The organism is Microvirga sp. GN3 (assembly GCF_055792825.1).
In genome coordinates, this window is record NZ_JBVVAK010000026.1 from 14650 (window position 1) to 35337 (window position 20688).

A 20688-nucleotide genomic window follows, 5' to 3' on the forward strand; every position below is an offset into this window, starting at 1 on the left:
TGGCGACATGAAGATAAGAGCCAACCTCCTGATCGGCGGCATTCTTTTCTCGACGGTGGTGATCACGGGTCTTCTCGCTCCCTGGCTTGCCCATACCGATCCGGTGATGGATGCGAACCTGATGTATGCGGAGGAACCTCCGGGATCGGAATTCTGGTTCGGAACCGATGCGCAGGGTCGCGATATCTACAGCCGTGTTCTGTACGGCGCCCGTATCTCGCTCACCGTCGGCATCGTCTCTCAGCTTATCAATACCGTCATCGGCGTGTGCCTGGGGCTTTCCGCCGGCTATTGGGGCGGGTGGTGGGACGATTTCGTCAACGGCTTGACCAATATGATGCTGGCGATTCCATCGTTGGTTTTCGCCCTCTCCATCATGGCGATCCTCAATCCAGGCCTGACCAGCCTGCTGATCGCGCTGGGGCTTACGAACTGGTCGTTTACCTGCCGTCTCGCGCGGGCGTCGGCATTGTCCTTGAAGAGCCAGGGCTACGTGCAGGCGGCCAAGGTCCTGGGTTACAGCGACATCCGGATCATGTTGACTCAATTGCTGCCGAACATGCTCGGACCGATCATCGTCATCGGGACGCTCGGTATGGGCGGAGCGGTCCTGGCTGAAGCGGCATTGTCCTTCCTGGGCCTCGGAATCCGACCGCCGTTCCCAAGCTGGGGAAGCATGCTCTCCGATGCGCGCGACCAGATCACGACGGCTCCTTGGATCTCCATTTTCCCAGGGCTTGCGATCTTCGTCACGGTTTTGGGATTGAATCTGCTCGGCGACGGACTGCGGGACATCCTCGATCCTCAATCGCGGACACGACGCGCATGAGCGGGAAACCTCTTCTCGAAGTCGAGAACCTTCGGATCGACCTGACGGTTGGTGACACGAAATTTCCGGCTGTCCAGGATGTGTCCTTCGCCATCGGGCGTGGAGAAACCTTCGGCCTCGTCGGCGAATCCGGCTGTGGCAAGAGCATCACGTCGCTTGCCCTGATCGGTCTTCTGCGCCATCCGCTCGGCATCGGAGGCGGAACGATCCGCTTCGATGGCCGGGAGATCCAGAGCCTTTCGCCTGGGGAGATGCGCAAGCTGCGCGGCAACCGCATCTCGATGATCTTCCAGGAACCGATGACGGCGCTTAACCCACTCTCGCCGATCGGCAGGCAGATCGCGGAGATGTTCGTGCTGCACAAGGGAGCGACCTGGAAGGAGGCGGAGCGGCTGTCCGTCGAGGCTCTCGCGAGCGTTCGGGTGCCTGCTCCCGAGCGGCGGGTCAAGGATTACCCGCACCAATTGTCGGGAGGCATGCGCCAGCGGGTGATGATCGCCATTGCCTTGGCGTGCGAGCCCGATCTTCTGCTCGCCGACGAGCCCACCACAGCACTCGACGTCACGGTGCAGGCCGAGATCCTGGACTTGATACGCGAACTCTCTGCCGCTCGGGGCGCGGCCGTGCTCATGATCAGTCACGATCTCGGTTTGATTGCAAATATGTGCCGCCGGGTCGGGGTCATGTATGCCGGGCGTCTCGTGGAAGAGCGCTTTGCGGATGAGGTGTTTCAAAGTCCGAGCCATCCCTACACGAGTGGGCTCGTCGCGTCTCTTCCACTGCTCGGCGCACGCGCGAAATATGGACGGCAGCGACTCAAGGAGATTGCGGGCGTCGTCCCGCCCGTGGCGGCGTTTCCGGCTGGGTGCCGTTTCAACCCACGCTGCTATGCAGCCACCGATCTCTGCAGGGTTGCCGATCCCGATGTGACATGCCTGGCCAATGGCGGCCTCGTTCGGTGCCATCATCATGAGTAATCTTTCGGACGATACGATCCTGAGGGTCGAGAATCTCGCCGTCCACTTTCCTGTGGGGGGAGGCTTCCTGGGCAAGCCGCGACGTCATCTGCACGCGGTCGATGGCGTCGACCTTGAATTGCAGCGTGGCGAGTGCCTTGGTCTCGTAGGCGAGTCCGGCTGCGGAAAATCCACGCTTGCGCTTTCAATCCTCGGTCTGCAGCAACCGACCCGCGGGAGGGTCATCGTGGACGGTCACGAGGTTGGAGATGGCCTCGACCGTATGGCCCGGGCTCGGATCACCCAAATGGTATTCCAGGACCCTTACTCCTCCCTCAACCCGCGCCAGACGGTTCGGAAGACGCTTGAGATGCCTCTTCGCGTTCACGGCATCAAGTCCGCGAGCGAGATCGATGATCGTATCGGCGATATGCTGAAGCGGGTGGGGCTACGGCCGGAATCCGCGGAGCGCTACCCGCACGAGTTTTCCGGAGGGCAGCGGCAGCGCATCGGCATCGCCCGCGCTCTCATCCTCGAGCCAAAGATCGTGATCCTCGATGAGCCGGTCTCTGCGCTTGATGTCTCCATCCGGGCACAAATCATCAATCTGCTGCTCGAACTGAAGGAAACCCTGGGACTCTCCTATATCATGATCAGCCATGATCTCGGCGTCGTCGAGCACATGAGTGACCGGGTGGCGGTGATGTATCTCGGCCGCATCGTCGAGACCGGTTCCTGGGAAACGATCTTCAGCAATCCAGGGCATCCCTATACCCGTGCCCTGATCGCCGCGATCCCGGATCCTTTCAAGCGAGGAAGCGGCACGAAGATCACGGGAGAAATTCCGAACCCGCTCGACCCGCCGACAGGGTGCGGCTTCCATCCGCGTTGTCCGGACATGCGCGAAATCTGCCGCACACCGCCGACGCCGGAGTTGGACGAGGTCGCGCCGGGTCATTTCGTCCGCTGCCGAAGAGTGGGGGAACTCTTCACCCCCAAGCACATGCCAGAACACACCTATGGAATGCTTCCCGATGGCTCACATCCCGACAGTTTCCGTCCGCGTCTCCCGATCGGGTGAGAGCCCGTCGTCCGGCATTCTCAGCATCGGCGACTGGAGCATTCCGTGCACCGTCGGATCCGACGGGCTGGTCCAGGCAACGATCAAGCGGGAAGGGGACAGGCGGACGCCGATCGGTGTTTTCCCCTTGCGCTACGGCTTCTTCAACGCCGCTGCGCAGCCTGATTTCCCGCGCGACCTGGCCTTTCCCTTCGTTCCCCTGACATCCGAGATGATCTGGGAGGAGGGCGGTGGAAACTACAACCGCCTCGTCTTCGCAATTGGCGAAGAGCGTGTTGACGACAGGCTTTCCCGCTCGCGAGATGAGCGCTTGTTCGATGTCATCATTCCGATAGGCTTCAACGACGCAGCGCCAGAATTCGGACGCGGCAGCGCGCTGTTCATCCATGCGGCGCGAAGCGATATGAAAGGCACGGCCGGGTGTATCGGCATACCGCAGGAGAAGATGACGGAGTTCATCCGCCGCCTGACGCCTGGTATGGTCATCGATATCGGCTACACGGAAGAAGCGCACGACGAGGCGCGAGATCCAGATGATCCGTTGGAAACGGTACGTTTCATCGGGCTGCAGCCGGGGCCGAAACTGATCGTTATGGGCGCCGTGCATGGGAACGAACCCTGTGGACCTCAGGCTATACTGCGAGCCATCGCCGACTGTCGTGCCGGGCGCCTGAAGATCCACCGAGGTGAAGTGACTTTCGTTCCGGTTGCAAACCTAAAGGCCTATCGCCAGCGCACGCGCGAGGGAGACCGCAATCTCAACCGAGATCTGCGTGATAAGCCCGTGCCGGAGGACTACGAGGACAGGGTCGGCAATAGAATTTGCACTCTGCTCCGGGAGCACGACGTGCTACTGGATGTCCACTCTTTCCGTGGCGACGGCGAGCCCTTCGTCTTCGCAGGCCCCTCGGACAACTTCGGCATCATTGAACCGTTTCGGTATGCACAAGCTGAAGGCGAACTCGCGGTCCGTCTCGGTACTGAAACTGTTATCCATGGATGGCTCGAGGTCTATGATCGTTTTCTCAAAAAGCGAGCGAGCCTCGGCTACGTCAACCCGACTAACGCCGAAGGTGTCGGCTCTACGGAATACATGCGCTTCGCCGGTGGATATGGTGTCACCCTGGAATGCGGACCGCACGATGACCCTGCCTCCGCCGAGGTTGGGTACGAGGCCATCCTGAATGCGCTGGCTCACTTGCAGTTGATCGACGCACCCAAGCCATGTGTTTCCACGCGCAAAGCCATCCATATCATTGATGTCCTTGTTTGCGAGGTCGAGGGCGACCGGCTTGTGAGCCGGTGGAAGACTGGTGATACCGTCGGAGCGGGACAGGCCCTGATTATGCGGGCTAATGGGGAAATAGTCATCGCACCGCGTGCGGGCTTTATCATCTTTCCCAACGAGAACGCGAAACCCGGTGATGGGCTCTGTTATTTTGGTGTTGCGAGTGAACGTACCTTCTAGCGCATCGTGCGGAAAAGTGGATCCGGTTTTCCGCGCCGAACGATGCGCTACTTATAGGAGGGAGCATTGGAATTGATCCCAAAAGTGGATTCCACTTTTGGGTCCAATGCTCTAGGTTGGGGGCTCGTTTACTTTATGGACCCGCCGATAAGGCTCATGTGGCACCGGCCTCGACGAGGACCGCTTCGATCTCCCTGTAGCCGCGGCTGCGTGCGTGCTGCAGCGGCTTCACGCCATCCCGGTCTGCTAAGTTGACGTCGGCACCTGCCTTTACCAACAGGTTGACGATCTGCTGGTGGCGTTCGCCCCCATCGCCTAGGATGATGGCCTCTAGCAAAGCCGTCCAACCGAGATTGTTGACGTGATCGACATCGACGCCGGCCTCGATCAAGGTTCGGACAGTGTCGACATGTCCACGCTCCGCTGCCGGAATGAGAGCGGTGCCACCATAGCGATTGGTGCTCTTGAGATCGGCGCCGTGCGCGAGCGCCATCTTGAGGATCTCGAGATGGCCGCACGCTCCGGCATACAGATAGGGACTGTCGTTGATCCGATCCTTCGCGTTGACGTCGGCTCCAGCCTCGATCAACGCCCTTGCGATCTCGATCCTGTTACCGTGGGTCGCGATGAGCAGGGCGGTGCGCCCAGATTCATCCCGAGCATCGATGTCGATGCGGCGTGACAGGAGGCGTTGAACATGCGCGGCATCGACATCCTTGTTCATGACGGCGTTCAACAGATCCTTCCCGCCGGTCGATTGCCCAACAGCTGTCATCGAATGGCCCATCATACCGAGTGCAAAGAATAGCGAGATGGCGAGACGTTTATGCATGATCAGCCCTCTGCGGGAGAGATACGCTCTTCAAAGAGAGGCGCATCGGACCCACTTTGGGGTCCGATGCGCTAAGCGTCTCGGGCGAAAATCGAGGCCTCAGACATTTTCCACAGCGCCATAAACCAAGCGCCCCTTATGGAAAGTCGCGCGCCTCGGCGAGCGTCGCGCAACAGCCTCGGCCGAACAGTTCGCATCGACCAGAACGAATTCGGCCGCGTCGCCGGGCTTCGGCCATACCATCTCGCCAGCGTCGCTCAACGGCAGCACATCGCCGGTGGAAATCGCAAGAGAGCGCGAAAGGCGGAACTCGTCGCTGCCGCCATAAAGCTGCGCGCACAGATTGGCCTTTTCCAGCATGTCGCCGGTGCCGAACGGCGACCAGTGGTCGATCACGCTGTCGGTGCCGGTCATGATCTTGACCCCCTTTGCACGCAGTTGCGGCAGCGGCATCGTCCGCTGTCCGATCGGCACCGTCGACACCACGGTCACGCCCTGCGTGGCCATGCGCTCGGCCATTTCGTTCAGCTCCTCGGGGCGCAGGGTGGAAAGGGCGAAGGCGTGGCTGAGCGTCAGCCGGTTGCGCAAAGCCGGCGTCTTCTCCACGGTCTCGACCATATACTTGAGAGCGGCGACGCCGGCGGGGTTGGTTTCATGGATGTGGATATCGATGCCCTTGTCGTGGTCGAGCGCGATCTGGAACATCGCATCCAGCGATGCTTCCATCGCGCCGTCGACATTGGTGGGATCCAGACCACCGACATAATGAGCGCCCATCTTCATGGCCTCGCGCATCAGCCCATCGACCTTGGAATGCAGCAGGCCATGCTGCGGGAAGGCGACGATCTCGCATTCGAAGCTGTCGCGATAATTGGCCAATGCAAGCTGCAGGTGCTCCAGGCTTTTCAATCCGCTCACCGGATCGATGTTGCAGTGGCTGCGCGCCACCGTGCTGCCCTGTGAAAGGAGGAGGTCGATCAGCTTTTCCGCACGGGCCTGAGAGGTCGGCAGGAGCTTTGGAAGAAGCACCTCCTCCCGCGCGATCATGTCCATGATGGTCTTGCCCTGACGGGGCAGGGGAGCCTGCCACGGGCCGCCATAGAATGTCTTGTCGAGGTGGATATGCATGTCCCGGAACGCGGGCAGAAGCAGCTTCCCCTCCGCCTTGTAGCGCGGCAGTGCTGCATTCAATGCGGCATCCGCGCCGTGCACCGCCTTGATGCGACCGTTCTGAATTTCCAGGGTGTGGATTCCGGTCCGGGTGCCGACCACCACTTCGCCCTCACGCTCGAAGCCTTCTTCGAGGCGCACATCGGTCAAATAGTAATGGCTGTCGGTAAGGGTCATGATCTGCTGACGGGATTTATCTGTATTGGCCGTGGCCTCCGGGGCCCCAGCCTGCGCGCCGCTCAAGCCCAATATCGTGGACGCGGCTGCCAGCCCGCCGGAATGGCGAAGAAAGGCTCTGCGGCTCTGGTGGTTTGCACTTTGCACGGGGCGCTCCTCTCTGCTTGTCGTCGAGATGGTCGGCGGCATTTGAACCAGCGTCAGCAGCCCAGTCCCGGCTCGGCCGTTACAAGACTGCCGGTCGTCGCTCCTTCTCGAGGAGATCCGCTCGGGCCGCCAAAATTCCTTGCTGCAATGTCCGGAGGATAGTACCAGCCTGTCTTATCTGGAAATTAAATGTTTGGATTGTTGCTATTGATTTCTTGAATGGCAAATGCCGCGCCGCCGAGGGAGCCGATGCTCGACCCACGTCTATTGCGAGCCTTCATTGCAATCGTCGAAGCCGGGGGCTTCACCCGAGCGGCCGAGCGCCTGCACATGACCCAGTCGACCTTGAGCCAGCAGCTGGCCCGGCTCGAGGAAGCGGTCGGGCAGACCCTCGTGGATCGGGAGGCTCGCCCCATCAGGCCGTCGGCTGCTGGGGAGCGCCTCCTCGGATATGCCCGTCGGATCGTGACGCTTCAACAAGAGGCGACGGCGGCCTTGAGCAACCCGGCCGGCACGACGCCCATTCATATCGGGCTGCCGGAGGACGTCTTCAGCCGCCCCATGGCGCGGCTTTTCGGCGAGTTCTCCAAGCGCCACCAGGAGATCCGTCTGGATGTCAGCGCCGGGCTGAGCCGCGACCTGACCCGGCGCTACCGCGGCGGCGAGTTCGATATCGTCGTCGTCAAGGAGCCGGCACCCAGCAACGATTGCCGGGCGAGCTTCCCCGAGGCGACGGGCTGGTTCGAGAGCAGGGATGCTCCGGATGCCTGGCCGGACCCGGTCCCCCTTGTGACCTTCCCTCCCGGCGGCCTTTATCGCGAATCCATGTTCGAACGCATCGAGCGTGAGCGCCGCCATTGGTACATCGCCTTTTCAGGCAGCAGTCTCAACAATGTGCTCGTCGCCGTCGAAGGCGGTCTCGGCATAACGCTTCTCCCGGTCGCTACGACGCTCGGGCGTCACGTCAGGCCCTATGCACCATTCGGCGACGAAGCTCCGATCATGGTTTCCATCTATGCCTGGGAGAGCACGGGGCTCATCGCAGAACTGGTCGAACAGATCAGTGCCGCTCTTTCCGAACGGAGTGGTCATCCCGGCCGGCGGTGATTATTCCTTATTTGACGTTAGAATCTGCTTACAATTCGAGATTTTGTAGCAAGCCCTGGATTAATTCGGAAACATGCCTGGATTAATTCGGAAACATGCTGGTGAGTGTTGCTCGATATGTATGCCGTCATCCGCTTCATGTGAGGGATGACTTCCTGTGCACCTGACTTCTGATTCAAGCTTCAAGATAGCCACTGCGAAGTGAAAACGGTTTCATGCTTCTAGACACTTACGCGGCACCAAGATCGAGCAGCACGTTAACTGCACCAACAAGGTTGTCATTCGTATCATGCAAGGGGGTAGGGAACGGCTTGAAGTGAACTCGTGTACCGTCGGGTCGCTCTGCAATTGCTGTCACGCCCCGGACCCTCCTATCCTCACGGATCGCCACGGCCATCGGGCAACGATCATGCGGCAGTGGTGTGCCATTGAGTGAATAGATGTGCCATGATCCGCACCAGCGGTCCCGCCCCAGCACCGGACGCCGTCCCCACAACGCCACGGCAGCCTCGTTGTAGAAGGTGATGCGTCCTGTCACGTCTGTCGTGTAGACAGCAAAGGGGAGAGCCGCGAGGAGGTCGACATACTGCGTCTCGGCGGATTTCTGACCTGCCGTGGAACGACTGACGTACTCGATCACCTGATCGGGGCTGCTCTGCTTTGCCACGAGGCGCAGCAATGCCTTCTTAACATGCTGGCGAATGGGTAGGCCGATATTGGTCTCGCGGGAGGAATCCGTTCCGGACACAAAGCTCTGTCGTGCGATCTTTGCTATCCAATGCCCGGCCGTGACCTGGAACAGGTGAAAGCCATTGAACAGCACGCCCGTGGCGGCCGCTCGATTATCGAAGCCTGGCGGTCGAGCATCATCGGAGCGAAGAGAGCCTACATAAACCCACTGCTCGGAAGTGATAAAACTCGGAATCGGGTAGTCTTCGCGGACGGCACAGAGTATCTCAGGACGCTGGCTGTTACCGAACAGATTATAGGCACAATTGCTCGCCTCGGGTCTGAGAGACGCCAACTGATGACCGGACTTCACGATATATTCTCCCAGCCTGACGTTCTTTTCTACGTTTTTGATTCGCAACGCCTTTGCTAAACGCTACCGTTCCTGTGTGGTTTTTGTGTGCCCTTGGGAGTGCCGCCACAATCGACGGAGCACTACTAGGAAATTGATCTGTCCCTCGATAAGGAGTTGCACTCGGCCATGAGGAATGAACGCCCACCATCGCCCGAATGTATCTCAGGACTGCAATCTTAATGCCGGTCGATTGTCCGTTCAGGGAAACACCCATCGGCTTGATGCAGCGGTCATTGTGGATTTGTAAGACGGTTTGGGGCATCCATAGGCACGGCTCGATAGCCCTGAATCCAACTCATCAAGGAAGCTGGCCATTCCATAGAGCCTATGTCGGAAATTTGCGGACGATTGTCTCATCCGCGTGAAGTGGTCTCATTTGCCGGAAGCAGGCGCTTCATGACATATGGGTGGACCGGCCTGTCGAAGAGTGCTTCTGATCCGGATGGACAGAACTCTAAACTAACCGCATCCTGTTAGGATATCACTGACACGGGGCGTGGGGGTCGATTGAACTGACCAATCCTGTTCTGATGGAGCCTAGAGCATTTTTCGGCGAAGTGGATCCGGTTTGCCGTCAAAAGAATGCGGCAACCAAAGAAGAGAGCTGATTCCATGCAAATGGAAGCAGCTCAATCCTTTCAGATCACTCTGAGTTGCTCGCGTGTCGGCATACCGGCCTGAGCGCCATGGGCAAGGCAAGCCAGCGACGCGCCGTAGCAGGCTCGTTGAAGAGCCTTGGTGAAAGACAAAGCTTCGTCGAGCCCGCTGGCCAGGATTCCGACGAAGGTGTCACCGGCCCCAGTCGTGTCGACAGGCTGTATCGGCGGTGCTTCGACAACCTCGCTGCGCCCATCGGAGTGAAACGCAAAGGCGCCCCGGGCGCCCGCCGTGACGACGCAAGTGCAGCCGCTTCTCGACAGATAGGCTCCAGCATCCTCGAAGCGGTTGGTCTCGCAGCCGAGAAGCTTGGCTGCGGTGATGGCTTCGTGCTCGTTGACGACGAAGATGTCAGTCTCGTCGATGAGATCCGAGAGATCTCTCGTCGAGAATGCCGTCGGCGCCGGTGCGAAGTTCCAAATGACGCGCCCGCCTGCCGCCCGCACTTGCCGAGCAACGTTGAGAGACGCCGGAAAGGGGACTTCCGTTTGGAAGACTGCAACTGTCGCGGCATTCGTCTCGAAGCCGCGAAGCGTAGCCTCACTCAGTGAGGCATTGGCCCCGCTGGCGACGGTGATCGCATTCTCGCCGCGCTCATCGACGGTGATGAAAGCGCATCCAGTCGGCTCAGCGCTGTCGACGACGAGATCAGCCACGACATCGTTGCGAACGAGGTTGTCGCGTGCAGATTGGCCGAAAGCATCCTCCCCGACGCAGGCTGTCATTGCGACTCGGTGAGGCAAAGATGCCCGCGCAGCAGCGATCGCCTGGTTCGCGCCCTTGCCGCCGAACAAGGTTTCGTAGCCTGGAGAGAGGACAGTTTCGCCAGGACGCGGGATCGAGGATACGCGGGCAACAAGATCAATGTTGATCGAACCAAACACAATGATCATATTGCACGCGCTCCCTTTCTCAAATCGTTCAGTCTCAGCCCTCGGCATCCATAGCGTGGAGCTTTTCCACGCGACGCCGGCAGTCCTCATCGGTCGAGAATTCCGCCGACAGGTAGGACGAGACGAGATCCTGTGCGAGCCAGGACCCGACAATCTTGGCGCCGATGCACATCACGTTGACGTCGTCATGCTCGACAGACTGATGCGCGGAGTGGATGTCATGGCAAACAGCAGCGCGAATGCCCTTGATCTTGTTGGCAGCGATCGATGCACCGACGCCCGTGCCACACACCATGATGCCGCGCTCGGCCTCGCCAGATTTGACTTTCTGGGTCAATGCGCGGGCGATGTCTGGAAAGTCGACAGGTTTGTCATCGAAAGATCCTACATCGATGACCTCATGTCCGAGCGAGCGTACGTGCTCGACCACTGCATTCTTGAGGGGCCACCCAGCGTGATCAGACCCGACTACGACGCGCATTGAAAAACCTTTCTTTCGTGATTACAGATCGGGTGGTGCCGGAGCACCACCCGAATTCCTCCAGGCTCAGCTTCGCATTTCCTGCGGGAGCTCGCTGCCATGGAACTTCTTGTAGATCTCGTTCAGCTTGCCATTCTTCAGGTTGGTCGAGATCCATTCATTGAGCTTCTCGACCAGGCGCGGCTCACCCTTGCGCACGCCGATAGCGAGATCGAATGTGCGAATGAGAACCTTCGGTTCGAACGTGCGGGCCGGGTTCTTCACGCCGATCTGGTTCGCGATCGTTGCCGAAGTTGCGACGCAGTCTGCCTGTCCGGATACGGCGGCCGTCACCATCGTGGCATCGTCATCGAAGCGAGCAAGAGTGAGGTTCCGATCCTTCATGTTCGACAGCTCTGTATCCTGCGTCGTGCCGCGGGAGACGGCAATGGTCTTGCCTTTCAGGTCATCCCAGCTTTTCGCTTCAACGGTCTTCAGGCACGCGACAACGGATTGCAGCGCTGCATAGGCCTTGCTGAAGTCAATCACCTTGGCGCGCTCCGGTGTGACCGAGAGGGTCGAGATGATGATATCCGCCTTGTTGGTTTGGATATTCGGGATACGGGTCGCGCCCGTGGTCTGCACGAACTCGAGTTCAAGCCCAAGATCCTTCGCGAGAAGCTGAGCGGTCTCCACGTCCGACCCTGTCGGTTTGAGATTCGCATCCATCATGCCCGACGGTGGGATCGCCATGTCGGTCGCGATGCGGATCTTCTTCGCCTTCATGATATCGTCGAGAAGGTCGGCGTGAGCTGCAGTTGTGCCGAGTGCTACCATGCAGGTCATGGCAACTGCGGCAGCGGAAAGCGGGCGCTTCATCATCGTTGTTTGTCTCCCTAGATCTTGGTTGTCGTTTAGAGCCCTGTGCCAACGAACTGGGCGAGTTCCGGAGTTGCGGGCGAGGTCAGGATTGCAGCAGGTCCCGTCTCATGGACCTTGCCGCGGTGCATGAACACCACCCGATTGGCGATACCTCTGGCAAATCCCATCTCGTGCGTGACCATCACCATGGTCATGCCGTCCGCAGCGAGCGCTTCAATGACTTTCAGGACCTCGCCGGTCAGTTCCGGATCGAGGGCTGAGGTCACTTCGTCGAACAGCATGACCTTGGGCTGCATGGCAAGCGAGCGGGCAATCGCCGCGCGCTGCTGCTGTCCGCCGGAGAGCTGTTCGGGATATTGGTGGAGCTTGTCTTCCAGGCCGACCTGGGCAAGGACTTGTCGCGCCTGCTCTTTCGCCTGAGCCTTCGAGATTCCCTTCACGGAGCAGGGAGCGAGTGTGATGTTCTCTTCGATGGTCAGGTGCGGAAACAGATTGTAGCTCTGGAACACGATACCGACGTCCTGACGCAGAGCTCTCAAATCGAGCTTCGGGTCACTGACGCGGTGGCCACACACGACAATCTCGCCACTGTCGATCGTCTCGAAGCGATCAATGCACCGAAGAGCTGTGCTCTTGCCGGACCCGCTGCGGCCGATGATGACGAGAACTTCGCCACGGTCGACCTCGAAACTGACACCATCGAGCACCTTGAGTGAGCCGAAGCTCTTGTGCACGTGCTTAAGGGAAACGACCGGCAACTGGGTTGCTGCATTCAAAATTCTGTGCATGTCAGGCAGTCCCGAGTGAGAGGCGGGCAGGGCCGCTGCGCATCTCCAGGCGGCGGCTGATGCGCGATATCGGATAGCAGAGGGCGAAATAGATCGCCGCGATGATGGTGTAAATCAGAAATGGCTCAAAGAGGGAGTTGTTGATGATCTGCCCGGAGCGAGCGAGTTCCACGAAGCCGACTACTGATGCCAGCGAGGTGTTCTTGATGATCTGAACCATGAATCCGACAGTCGGAGGTGTCGCGATCCGGATCGCCTGCGGCAGGATCACCTTCATCATTCGCTGGGAGCGGCTTAGAGCAAGCCCTTCTGCGGCTTCCCATTGCGGTCGCGGAACGGATTGGATGCTGCCGCGCCAGATCTCGCCGAGATATGCGCCGACATAGATCGTGAGCGACGCACCGGCCGCTGTCAGCGGAGAGACAGTCACGCCGAGCGTCGGCAAGCCGAAATAGGTCAGGAACATGATGACGAGCAGCGGTGTGCCCTGGATGAGCTGCACATAGCCGGCGCTGAGAAGCCTTACGATCCTGTTCGGCGAGATGCGGCAGAGGGCAATAATGAAGCCCGCAATTCCACCCCCGACCAGCCCGATGAGCGACAGGCCGATGGTCCACAGAGCTCCATAGCCCAAGAACATCAGGTGATTGGCATTTAGGGAGCCGCCCATCTTTTCCTCCTCACAAGGGGGTGCCGAGGCGTCGACGACGCGGGAAGATGACAAGACCGAGCAGCCAGAACCCGGCGCGCATGATCAGCGACAGAACGATGTAAACCAGCGCGACGAGGATATAGGTCTCGAAGGCACGGTAGGTGTCTGACTGCACGTAGTTCGCAACCGCCGTCAGCTCTTCCGCCGAGATCTGCGATGTCACCGATGAGGCGAGCATCAGCAGCACGAACTGGCTCGTCAGAGACGGATAAACCTTCTCGATCGCGGGCCACATGACGACGTGCCAGTAGATATGGGCACGGGAGAGTGCGAGACCTTCGGCAGCCTCGATCTGTCCACGGGGAATGGAGTCGAAGCCTGCGCGGATGATCTCGGTCGTATAGGCGCCGACATTGATCGTCAGAGCTGCCGCCGCGACGACGAAAGCGGAGAACTTCAGTCCCAGGCTGGCAAGGCCGAAATAGACGAGGAAGATCTGGACCAGGAGCGGTGTGTTCCGGATCGCTTCGACATAGATGCCGCAAATCCGCGAAACGAACGGATGGCGGCTGCGTCGGCCTATGGCGCCGAGAACCCCGATGGCCGTGCCCAGCACGGTTGCGATGAAGGCGAGTTGAAGGGTGAGTATGGCCCCATCGAAGAAAGTCGGCCATCGTTCGAGGATGGCGGCGAAGTCCAGATTGAGGTTCATGCCTATCCGTCTCTCGTCATGCAGCCGTCTGGTTGGTCATCCGGTCATAGACGCGGAAAAGAGCCTGATTGCCGTTCGTGCCCTCGCCATGCGCGCGCGCCTCGACATACTGGCTCGTCACCAGCGCCGTTCCCGGCAACGGGACAGAAAGCGAAAGTGCCTGCTCCTGCACGAGACGCAGGTCCTTGAGCATCAGGTCGATGCGGAACCCGGCGGAAGCATCACCGGCGATCATGGCCGGACCCAGCTTGTCGAGCATCCATGATGCGGCCGAACCGCCGAGAAGCACATTGCGGAGCTGTTCAAGATCCACGCCGGAGGCGCGTCCAAGAGCAAGCGCTTCGCAGATTGCCTGGAGGTTGATGGCGCAAATAAGCTGGTTGCAGAGTTTGACCGTCTGCCCGGCTCCCGCCTCGCTCACATGGGTGATCGTTGTGCCCATGGCGCGGAAATACGGCTCAGCGGACAGGAAGGCATCTTTGTCGCCTCCGACCATGATCGAAAGGGAGGCGTTTTTCGCGCCGACGGGGCCGCCGGACACGGGCGCGTCGAGGAACGCCACGCCTGCGGCCTTGAGATCGGCGTGCATGCGCCGGACAGCGACCGGCGAGATCGTGCTCATGTCGACGACGAGCCGGCCCCGTGGCGGCGAGGTCAGAAGGCCGCCTTCGCCATAGACGATCTCTTCGACCTGCGGGGTGTCGGGAAGCATGGAAATGACGATATCCGCGTCGCGCACGGCATCGGTGAGGCTTTCGGCTCCCATAGCACCATGGGGAAGGAGCTCATCCACCGCTTCCTTACGGACGTCGTAGGCGCGTACGGCATAGCCCGCCTTGAGCAGATTGAGCGCCATTTCGCGCCCCATCGTCCCCAGGCCTGCAAAGCCGACTGTTCCCTTGTGGTCATTTCGCTCCATCATGGCATCTCGTTCTTGTTGTGTTGTCACGAGGCGCTCCGGGAACCGGGTGCACCGATTGCTGCACGACGGCGGAAATCGTCGCCGATCGCGAAATGCTCGCGCATGACCTTTTCCGCATGCTCTGGATCGCGCCCTACGATGGCGTCGAAGATGCGGCGATGATCCTCGATCAGGTAGGTTTTCATTGTATCGAAGACCTGAAGAAGTTCTCTCCGCCCCTGGTGGGAGCGCATCAGGATCCCGGACATGGAATCGTGTAGGACGATGAGTGTCTCGGATTTTCCCGCCAGCACGACTGCGCGATGAAATTCGAAATCGGCCACACCGCCGGCATCGGCATCGTCGATCGTCTCAGCGATGCGCGCGAGCGCTTGTTGCAGCCTCTCGAAATCGGACACTGTCGCTCGCTCGGCGGCAAGCCGGGCGGCTTGGCACTCGATCGCGATGCGTGCCTGCATCACGTCGTCGATGACCTCCGATTGCTGCGCGAAGGCGAATGTGAAGAAATCGTTGAGGACGGAGAGGTCGGGACGGCGAACGATTGTTCCGACGCGGTCGCGGATTTCTACGACTCCGAGGACCGTTAGCGCGCGCAGCGCCTCACGCAGGATCGGTCGGCTGACACCGAGCTGCGCAGCGAGATCGCGTTCAGGGATAAGCCGGTCGCCCGGTCGCAATGAGCCTGCAAGCAACCGCTCGCGCAAGAAGGCGAAGACCTTCTCAAACCCCTTGCCGCCACTCTCCCTAATCCGCGTGATTTCCAGATCAGCGGTCATTCATCTTACCTTGGTCAGACCAAAATACATACCACGGTCAGCCAGTCAAGAATGAAGCGCTTTCCCATTTGGGCGAACGGCAGCGTTGCCGTCCCGCTCGTCCGGACTGGAGAGGCGGTCCGGCTCACCTACTTTGGCCCGCAAGTCTCATGGCCAGCTGACACTCTATGAGAATTTTCTCATGCAGACGGTGGAAGCCGAGTCTGCCAGGATCATACCGGCGCTCGCCGCTCGCCTTGTAGAGGAGCACGGAGTGATTACTGCTCCGGCTACTTCTCATGCGTCTTACGCTGACGCGGCCTCACATACAAAAATCGCAGATGGTGAGGAGTACGCACGCGCGGACGTTCGGGGCGCCGGATTTGGAGAGGTCACAATGTCAGCCACGCACGTGAGCAGCCGTCCGCGCTCACCCAGGTGGCAACGGGCGGGGGCGGGATCCGCTGTCGATAGCGACGAAGGTGAAGATCGCCTCGGTCACCTTGATCTGCTCATCCCCGTCCCGTGAGCGGCGCCAGGCTTCCACCTGAAACTTCATGGAGGTTCGGCCCGTCGAGATTAGCTCGGCATAGACCGAGACCTCGTCGCCGACATGGACAGGAGAATGGAAGGCCATACCGTCCACCGCGACGGTGACGCAGCGACCCCGAGCGCGTCGGGCGGCGGCGTTCCCGGCCGCGAGATCCATCTGGGACATCAGCCAGCCGCCGAAAATGTCGCCTGCCGGATTCGTATCGGATGGCATGGCAATCGTCCGGATGACCGGCAGGCGTGCTTGCATCTCTTCCGACGTCATGCCTCGTTTCCCTCGATGATGCTTGCTCGTCCTACAATGCTTCATGGCAGCCAACGCCGCGGTCTCCCGGAGGATGCCGGAAGGAACCCGTACAGGCAATGGAGGGAAGCCGGGGCATGCCGATGGTGAGTACATTTCTACTCGCCTCGGCTCAGTCGCCCACGAATACCTCGTCGCATTCCTTGCGGATGGTGGGCAATAGGGCGATCACAGGCAGGATCGCAACGACGGCGAACTGGCCGATGAACATCACGTTAGTAGGCAGCGAGTTGATCGAGACGATGCCGCATAACATCAGGGTCGCCGGGAACATCAGGCGAAATGGCACCTGCAGAAGTCCACCCCGGTGGCTTCGATGGGGAAGCGACCGGGGTGGGATCTATGACACCGATGGATCAGTTCGTGGCGATGGAGGCCTTCCCGATGATGTCAGCCCAGCGCGCGGATTCCGACTTCATCATGGCGGCGAACGCCTCCGGGCTGTTGCCGATCGGCTCGGCACCCTCATTCTCCAGTCGCTCGCGCACGACGCCGTTCTTGATCGTCTCAATTGTTGCGGTTCGGATTTTGTCGGCGATGTCCTTCGGCGTCCCCTTAGGCACGGCGAAGCCATACCAAGCGGTAGCCTCGTAAGTCGGCCAACCGCTCTCCGCGACGGAGGGCACGTCCGGGAATTTCTTGGCCCGGGTCTTGGAGGTCACCGCTAGAACGCGGGCATCCGAACTCTCGATCAGTCCGAGGACGGACGGGACTGTCGTCACCATGAAATCCATGCGGCCGCCGAGGAAGTCGTTCAGCGCTGGGCCGGCCCCCTTGTAGGGGACGTGGACCGCCTCGAACTTCGCTTCCTGAGCAAGCAGGACCGTAGCCAGATGGCTTGCCGAGCCATTGCCGGCCGACCCATAGGTCAGCTTGCCAGGGTTCTTCTGGGCGTATTCGATCAACTCCTTGACCGTCTTGTAAGGCGAGTTCTTCGGCACGATCACAACGAGTGGAGCCGCCGTAATCAAGGTCAGCGGATCAAAGGCCGTCAGAGGATCGATCTTGACATTCTTGAACAGGTGCGGGTTGACCACCATCGGGCCCTGGTTCGCCATCAGGACGGTGTAACCATCCGGCGCGGCATTCGCTGCCTGCTGAGTGGCGATATTGCCGCCGGCCGACCCGTTGTTCTCAACGACCAAGCTCTGTCCAAGCTTTTCGCCGACACCTTGAGCGACAAGGCGAGCGATCGCATCCGTCCCGCCGCCAGCGGCATAGGGGACGACGAGTTTCATCGGGCGGGACGGGAATGCATCCTGCGCGAGGGCGCCGCTAAGAGGCGATGTGATCGCGGTCAACGTGGCCAGGGCGGCGCAGCAGAGCAGTCGGCGTGTGATGGTCATGAGCGTTTTCTCCTCTTTGTTGTATCCCTTCCAGCGGCGCAATGACAGCGCTTGCTGGGACGATGATCTTCCCCTCGAAGATTCTGCGGGCGGTGCGGACAAGACTTGCCCGCGCGATCTGGCCTGAAGCGTCGATGCTCAGGTCGATCTCGATCCGACCGCTCGGGTGTTCGAGATTCACCAATGACGAAAGTTCGGAAGCGGCTAGGTCATGTGCGACGCTTCCCGGCAACCGGCATGCCGCGGCGATGCACAATGCGCCTGTGACCGCGTGCCCCTTGTGGCAGCGCTTCGAATTCATGAAGTAGCGTGAAGTGATCGTGCCGCCGTGACGTGCGCTGGACAGGATCCCGACCTTGGGAACGACGCTGCCCGAGACGTCTCCGAGGCCCATGCGAAGGCCGGCCTCCAGGCGAATGGTTTCAAGACGAGCCAGGAGACTCTTGTTGGCTTCAAGCTCGTCGGGAGTTTCGTCTCCGGACATGCAGAGATCGCCTGCGCGCAGGAGCACCATCGGTATGGCGTAGTCGATGAGCGTCACAGGAGTGTTGTCGATGAATTCGCGGACGTGCCCGGTCGGCAGAAATGCTCCTGTCTTGGAGCCGACAGCATCCAGGAAGGTTAGCTTCACTGGTGCGGCGGTGCCGGGCACACCGTCAATCGCCGTTTCTCCCTCGTAGTCCACGACGCCCGCAGGGGTCTTGACCACGGCTTCGACAGTGGTTGCGGTATTGCGGTTGAAGATTCGGACGGTCGTCTCGCCGACCTGGGCCGGCACTAGTCCGGCCTCGATGGCGAAGGGACCCACGGCCGACAGCATGTTGCCGCAATTCGGGCTGAAATCCACAAAGGCCCGGTCGGTCGCGACCTGCGCGAACAGATAATCGACGTCCGCACCCGGCCGGGACGAGGGGGCAACGATCGCGACCTTGCTGGTCATCGGATTGCCGCCACCAATGCCGTTCACCTGGAGCACATGGGGCGAACCCATGGCGGCAAGCAGGAAGCGATCCCGCTCTTCCGGGTCAACGGGAAGATCCTCCTCGAGGAAGAACGGCCCCCGCGATGTCCCACCCCGCATGAGCACACATGGGATCTGGAAGGAACTCTTCTTCGATGTGGCGAGCGAGACTGACACAGCGGCAGGTCCGGGTGAAATTTCTTTGCCGCCGATCAATCTCAAATATTGAAAATGCTGTGAAATGCAAAGATCGGTGTTATTGATGCGTGATGAGCATCAATTTCGAAGCCCTTGACCTGCGCGCCTTCGTTGCCGTTGTGGACCTTGAGGGGTTCCACCGGGCGGCTGAGGCGCTGAACCTGTCTCAGCCGGCCCTGAGCCGCCGTATCCAGAGACTTGAGGCTGCTGTTGGGGCTGCGCTCCTGGAGCGTACGACCCGGCGCGTGGCCCTGACCACCGTCGGTCGGGAGTTCCTGCCGCTCGTGCGGCGGATGCTTGATGAATTCGATTCCTCCCTGTTCGCCATGAGGGAGCTTGGCCAGCAGCGGGGAGGGCAGATCACTCTCGCATGTGTCCCCACGGCCGCGTTCTACTTTCTCCCGTCAGTCATCGCTCGCTTCAAGGAGCAGTATCCGAACATTCGTTTCAGGATCCTGGACCTATCGGCGAATGAGGGATTGGAGAGCGTGGCCCGTGGAGAGGTCGAGTTCGGTATCAATCTCCTGGGCGGCTCCGATCCCGAACTGTCGTTCGAACCATTGCTGGAGGATCCGTTTGTACTTGCTTGCCGGCGCGATCACCCGTTGGCTGAGCGAGCGTCGCTGACATGGTCGGATCTTGAGGGGCAACCGCTTGTGGCCGTGAGCAGGACGAGTGGCAATCGCATCATGCTGGATGCAGCCCTTGTCCGCGCCGGAGTGCACCTGAGCTGGTCCTACGAGGTAACCCACCTCTCGACATCCCTGGGGCTGGTAGAGGCGGGTCTCGGGATCTCCGTCCTGCCGCGGCTCGCCACGCCGCAGGATGAACACCCGATCATTGTCACGCGTCCAATCGGAAACCCGGAGGTGTCTCGCACCATTGGCGTCGTCAGGCGGCGCGGCGGTCGCCTTGCTCCGGCTGCTGAAAGGTTCCTTGCGATGCTTCTCGGAACCTGGAAAAACGCGAGTTAGTCTTCATCCCAATTATCCGTGACGATATCGAGCATGGATCCCCTCGTCGGGTCAGGTACGTGGAGCGGTTCTGAGAGCCGTACAAGAGGGCTACCGGAGCAAGCAAAGGCGTGTTGCAGAACTGGACAAGATGAGGACAGACAATTCATCCCCGATGTTGAAATGAAACAGCCTTCCTCCAAGGTATCTGCGGAAGAGGGATAATCCCCTAGAGCAGCCATTCATTCACAATTCGGCCACGAATTCCCAGTCACATTCCGCCGCCGATTTTGGCTGGAGGAACACAGATGCGGTGCTACTTCCATCTATTAAACCACCATGAAGAATTGATCGATGATGAGGGAGTAGAAGTCCCTGACCTTGAGAGTGCAAAGCTCCAGGCATTAATAGCAGTGAGCGAGCTGCAACGAGAGTACGACGGGGTCATTGAGGATTGGCATGAATGGAGTCTCCACATCCATAGCTCTAAAGGTTCCCTTCTTCGCGCTTTCCCTCTCCTGAAACCATCGTCTTAAATGTTTCTCTGGTTCTTTCTCTAAAAGGCGCCATTCAAGTATTGTAACTCAGAAGTATTGGGATGTTTAATCCTGAGTAGGGTCAGCCAGACAGGTCTATGCTACGCTGCAATTTCGACCTTCTTATTGATCAGAATGCGATCAATCTCTGAGAGCAAAGATCTCAGCGACTTCGATCAGGCTCGGGAAGTAGCTAAGGCCATGTGCCCTGCCACAAGCGGCAAACGATGAGATTTTTTCCGTCATAACGCTGAACAATCCACCAA

General features: G+C 59.8%; 21 protein-coding genes and 1 pseudogene. 7 read left to right on the forward strand and 15 right to left on the reverse strand.

Annotated elements, in window-relative coordinates:
- Positions 1–7: 7 nt before the first annotated feature.
- Genes ACS5Q1_RS14570 through ACS5Q1_RS14585 form a run of 4 tightly spaced genes read left to right on the forward strand, consistent with a single transcriptional unit; the run spans position 8 to position 4334 of the window.
- Positions 8–829: an ABC transporter permease gene (locus ACS5Q1_RS14570; RefSeq protein WP_203442615.1), complete on the forward strand. Its 822-nt coding sequence runs from the start codon at positions 8–10 to the stop codon at positions 827–829.
- Complete coding sequence (locus tag ACS5Q1_RS14575) at positions 826–1806, forward strand: ABC transporter ATP-binding protein (RefSeq protein WP_473098874.1); 981 nt, start codon at positions 826–828, stop codon at positions 1804–1806. Before ACS5Q1_RS14570 ends, ACS5Q1_RS14575 begins: the two co-directional genes overlap by 4 nt.
- On the forward strand, positions 1799–2866 hold the full coding sequence (locus ACS5Q1_RS14580) for an ABC transporter ATP-binding protein (protein ID WP_473098875.1): 1068 nt from the start codon (positions 1799–1801) through the stop codon (positions 2864–2866). Before ACS5Q1_RS14575 ends, ACS5Q1_RS14580 begins: the two co-directional genes overlap by 8 nt.
- Positions 2820–4334 (forward strand): L,D-transpeptidase family protein, encoded by a 1515-nt coding sequence (locus tag ACS5Q1_RS14585; RefSeq protein ID WP_473098876.1) that lies wholly within the window; start codon positions 2820–2822, stop codon positions 4332–4334. The genes ACS5Q1_RS14580 and ACS5Q1_RS14585 overlap by 47 nt, the downstream gene beginning before the upstream one ends.
- A gap of 154 nt (positions 4335–4488) precedes the next feature.
- Here the strand turns inward: ACS5Q1_RS14585 and ACS5Q1_RS14590 are convergent, their stop codons facing one another.
- Positions 4489–5166, reverse strand: coding sequence for an ankyrin repeat domain-containing protein (locus ACS5Q1_RS14590; protein ID WP_473098877.1), 678 nt, complete (start codon positions 5164–5166; stop codon positions 4489–4491).
- Positions 5167–5265: 99 nt separating this feature from the next.
- Entirely contained in the window at positions 5266–6579 is a 1314-nt protein-coding gene (locus ACS5Q1_RS14595) for an amidohydrolase family protein (RefSeq protein ID WP_473098878.1), read from the reverse strand.
- A gap of 330 nt (positions 6580–6909) precedes the next feature.
- Between ACS5Q1_RS14595 and ACS5Q1_RS14600 the strand changes: the two genes are divergently transcribed.
- Complete coding sequence (locus tag ACS5Q1_RS14600; protein ID WP_473098879.1) at positions 6910–7767, forward strand: LysR family transcriptional regulator; 858 nt, start codon at positions 6910–6912, stop codon at positions 7765–7767.
- A gap of 241 nt (positions 7768–8008) precedes the next feature.
- On the opposite strand, the pseudogene ACS5Q1_RS14605 reads toward ACS5Q1_RS14600, so the two are convergent.
- The 13 genes and pseudogenes from ACS5Q1_RS14605 to ACS5Q1_RS14665 form a co-directional block, all read right to left on the reverse strand.
- A pseudogene (locus ACS5Q1_RS14605) lies at positions 8009–8353 on the reverse strand (PAS domain-containing protein); the annotation flags it as partial.
- A 1136-nt stretch (positions 8354–9489) separates the two neighbouring features.
- A complete protein-coding gene (locus tag ACS5Q1_RS14610; RefSeq protein WP_473098880.1) occupies positions 9490–10401 on the reverse strand; it encodes a ribokinase in 912 nt (303 codons plus the stop codon).
- A 34-nt stretch (positions 10402–10435) separates the two neighbouring features.
- The gene (rpiB, locus tag ACS5Q1_RS14615) at positions 10436–10882 is read right to left on the reverse strand and encodes a ribose 5-phosphate isomerase B (protein ID WP_473098881.1); all 447 of its coding nucleotides are present in this window, start codon (positions 10880–10882) and stop codon (positions 10436–10438) included.
- Between the two features lie 66 nt (positions 10883–10948).
- Entirely contained in the window at positions 10949–11740 is a 792-nt protein-coding gene (locus tag ACS5Q1_RS14620; protein WP_473098926.1) for a transporter substrate-binding domain-containing protein, read from the reverse strand.
- A 35-nt stretch (positions 11741–11775) separates the two neighbouring features.
- A complete protein-coding gene (locus tag ACS5Q1_RS14625) occupies positions 11776–12531 on the reverse strand; it encodes an amino acid ABC transporter ATP-binding protein (RefSeq protein ID WP_473098882.1) in 756 nt (251 codons plus the stop codon).
- 1 nt (position 12532) lies between these two features.
- Entirely contained in the window at positions 12533–13201 is a 669-nt protein-coding gene (locus tag ACS5Q1_RS14630; RefSeq protein WP_473098883.1) for an amino acid ABC transporter permease, read from the reverse strand.
- A gap of 10 nt (positions 13202–13211) precedes the next feature.
- Positions 13212–13895, reverse strand: a complete 684-nt coding sequence (locus ACS5Q1_RS14635; RefSeq protein ID WP_473098884.1) for an amino acid ABC transporter permease — start codon at positions 13893–13895, stop codon at positions 13212–13214.
- Positions 13896–13911: 16 nt separating this feature from the next.
- A complete protein-coding gene (locus ACS5Q1_RS14640) occupies positions 13912–14844 on the reverse strand; it encodes an NAD(P)-dependent oxidoreductase (RefSeq protein ID WP_473098885.1) in 933 nt (310 codons plus the stop codon).
- Positions 14841–15593 (reverse strand): FadR/GntR family transcriptional regulator, encoded by a 753-nt coding sequence (locus ACS5Q1_RS14645; RefSeq protein ID WP_473098886.1) that lies wholly within the window; start codon positions 15591–15593, stop codon positions 14841–14843. The genes ACS5Q1_RS14640 and ACS5Q1_RS14645 overlap by 4 nt, the downstream gene beginning before the upstream one ends.
- Positions 15594–16002: 409 nt before the next feature.
- On the reverse strand, positions 16003–16389 hold the full coding sequence (locus ACS5Q1_RS14650; RefSeq protein WP_203442630.1) for an acyl-CoA thioesterase: 387 nt from the start codon (positions 16387–16389) through the stop codon (positions 16003–16005).
- A 151-nt stretch (positions 16390–16540) separates the two neighbouring features.
- Positions 16541–16717 carry a hypothetical protein gene (locus tag ACS5Q1_RS14655; protein WP_473098887.1) on the reverse strand — a complete coding sequence of 59 codons (177 nt, stop codon included), beginning with the start codon at positions 16715–16717 and terminating at the stop codon, positions 16541–16543.
- Positions 16718–16784: 67 nt separating this feature from the next.
- Positions 16785–17774, reverse strand: coding sequence for a Bug family tripartite tricarboxylate transporter substrate binding protein (locus tag ACS5Q1_RS14660; protein ID WP_473098888.1), 990 nt, complete (start codon positions 17772–17774; stop codon positions 16785–16787).
- Entirely contained in the window at positions 17704–18912 is a 1209-nt protein-coding gene (locus ACS5Q1_RS14665; RefSeq protein WP_473098889.1) for a 4-oxalomesaconate tautomerase, read from the reverse strand. The genes ACS5Q1_RS14660 and ACS5Q1_RS14665 overlap by 71 nt, the downstream gene beginning before the upstream one ends.
- Before the next feature lie 92 nt (positions 18913–19004).
- On the opposite strand from ACS5Q1_RS14665, the gene ACS5Q1_RS14670 reads away from it, so the two are divergent.
- Positions 19005–19907 carry a LysR substrate-binding domain-containing protein gene (locus tag ACS5Q1_RS14670; RefSeq protein WP_473098890.1) on the forward strand — a complete coding sequence of 301 codons (903 nt, stop codon included), beginning with the start codon at positions 19005–19007 and terminating at the stop codon, positions 19905–19907.
- Positions 19908–20194: 287 nt separating this feature from the next.
- Positions 20195–20422: a DUF6894 family protein gene (locus ACS5Q1_RS14675; protein ID WP_473098891.1), complete on the forward strand. Its 228-nt coding sequence runs from the start codon at positions 20195–20197 to the stop codon at positions 20420–20422.
- The last annotated feature ends 266 nt before the right edge of the window (positions 20423–20688 follow it).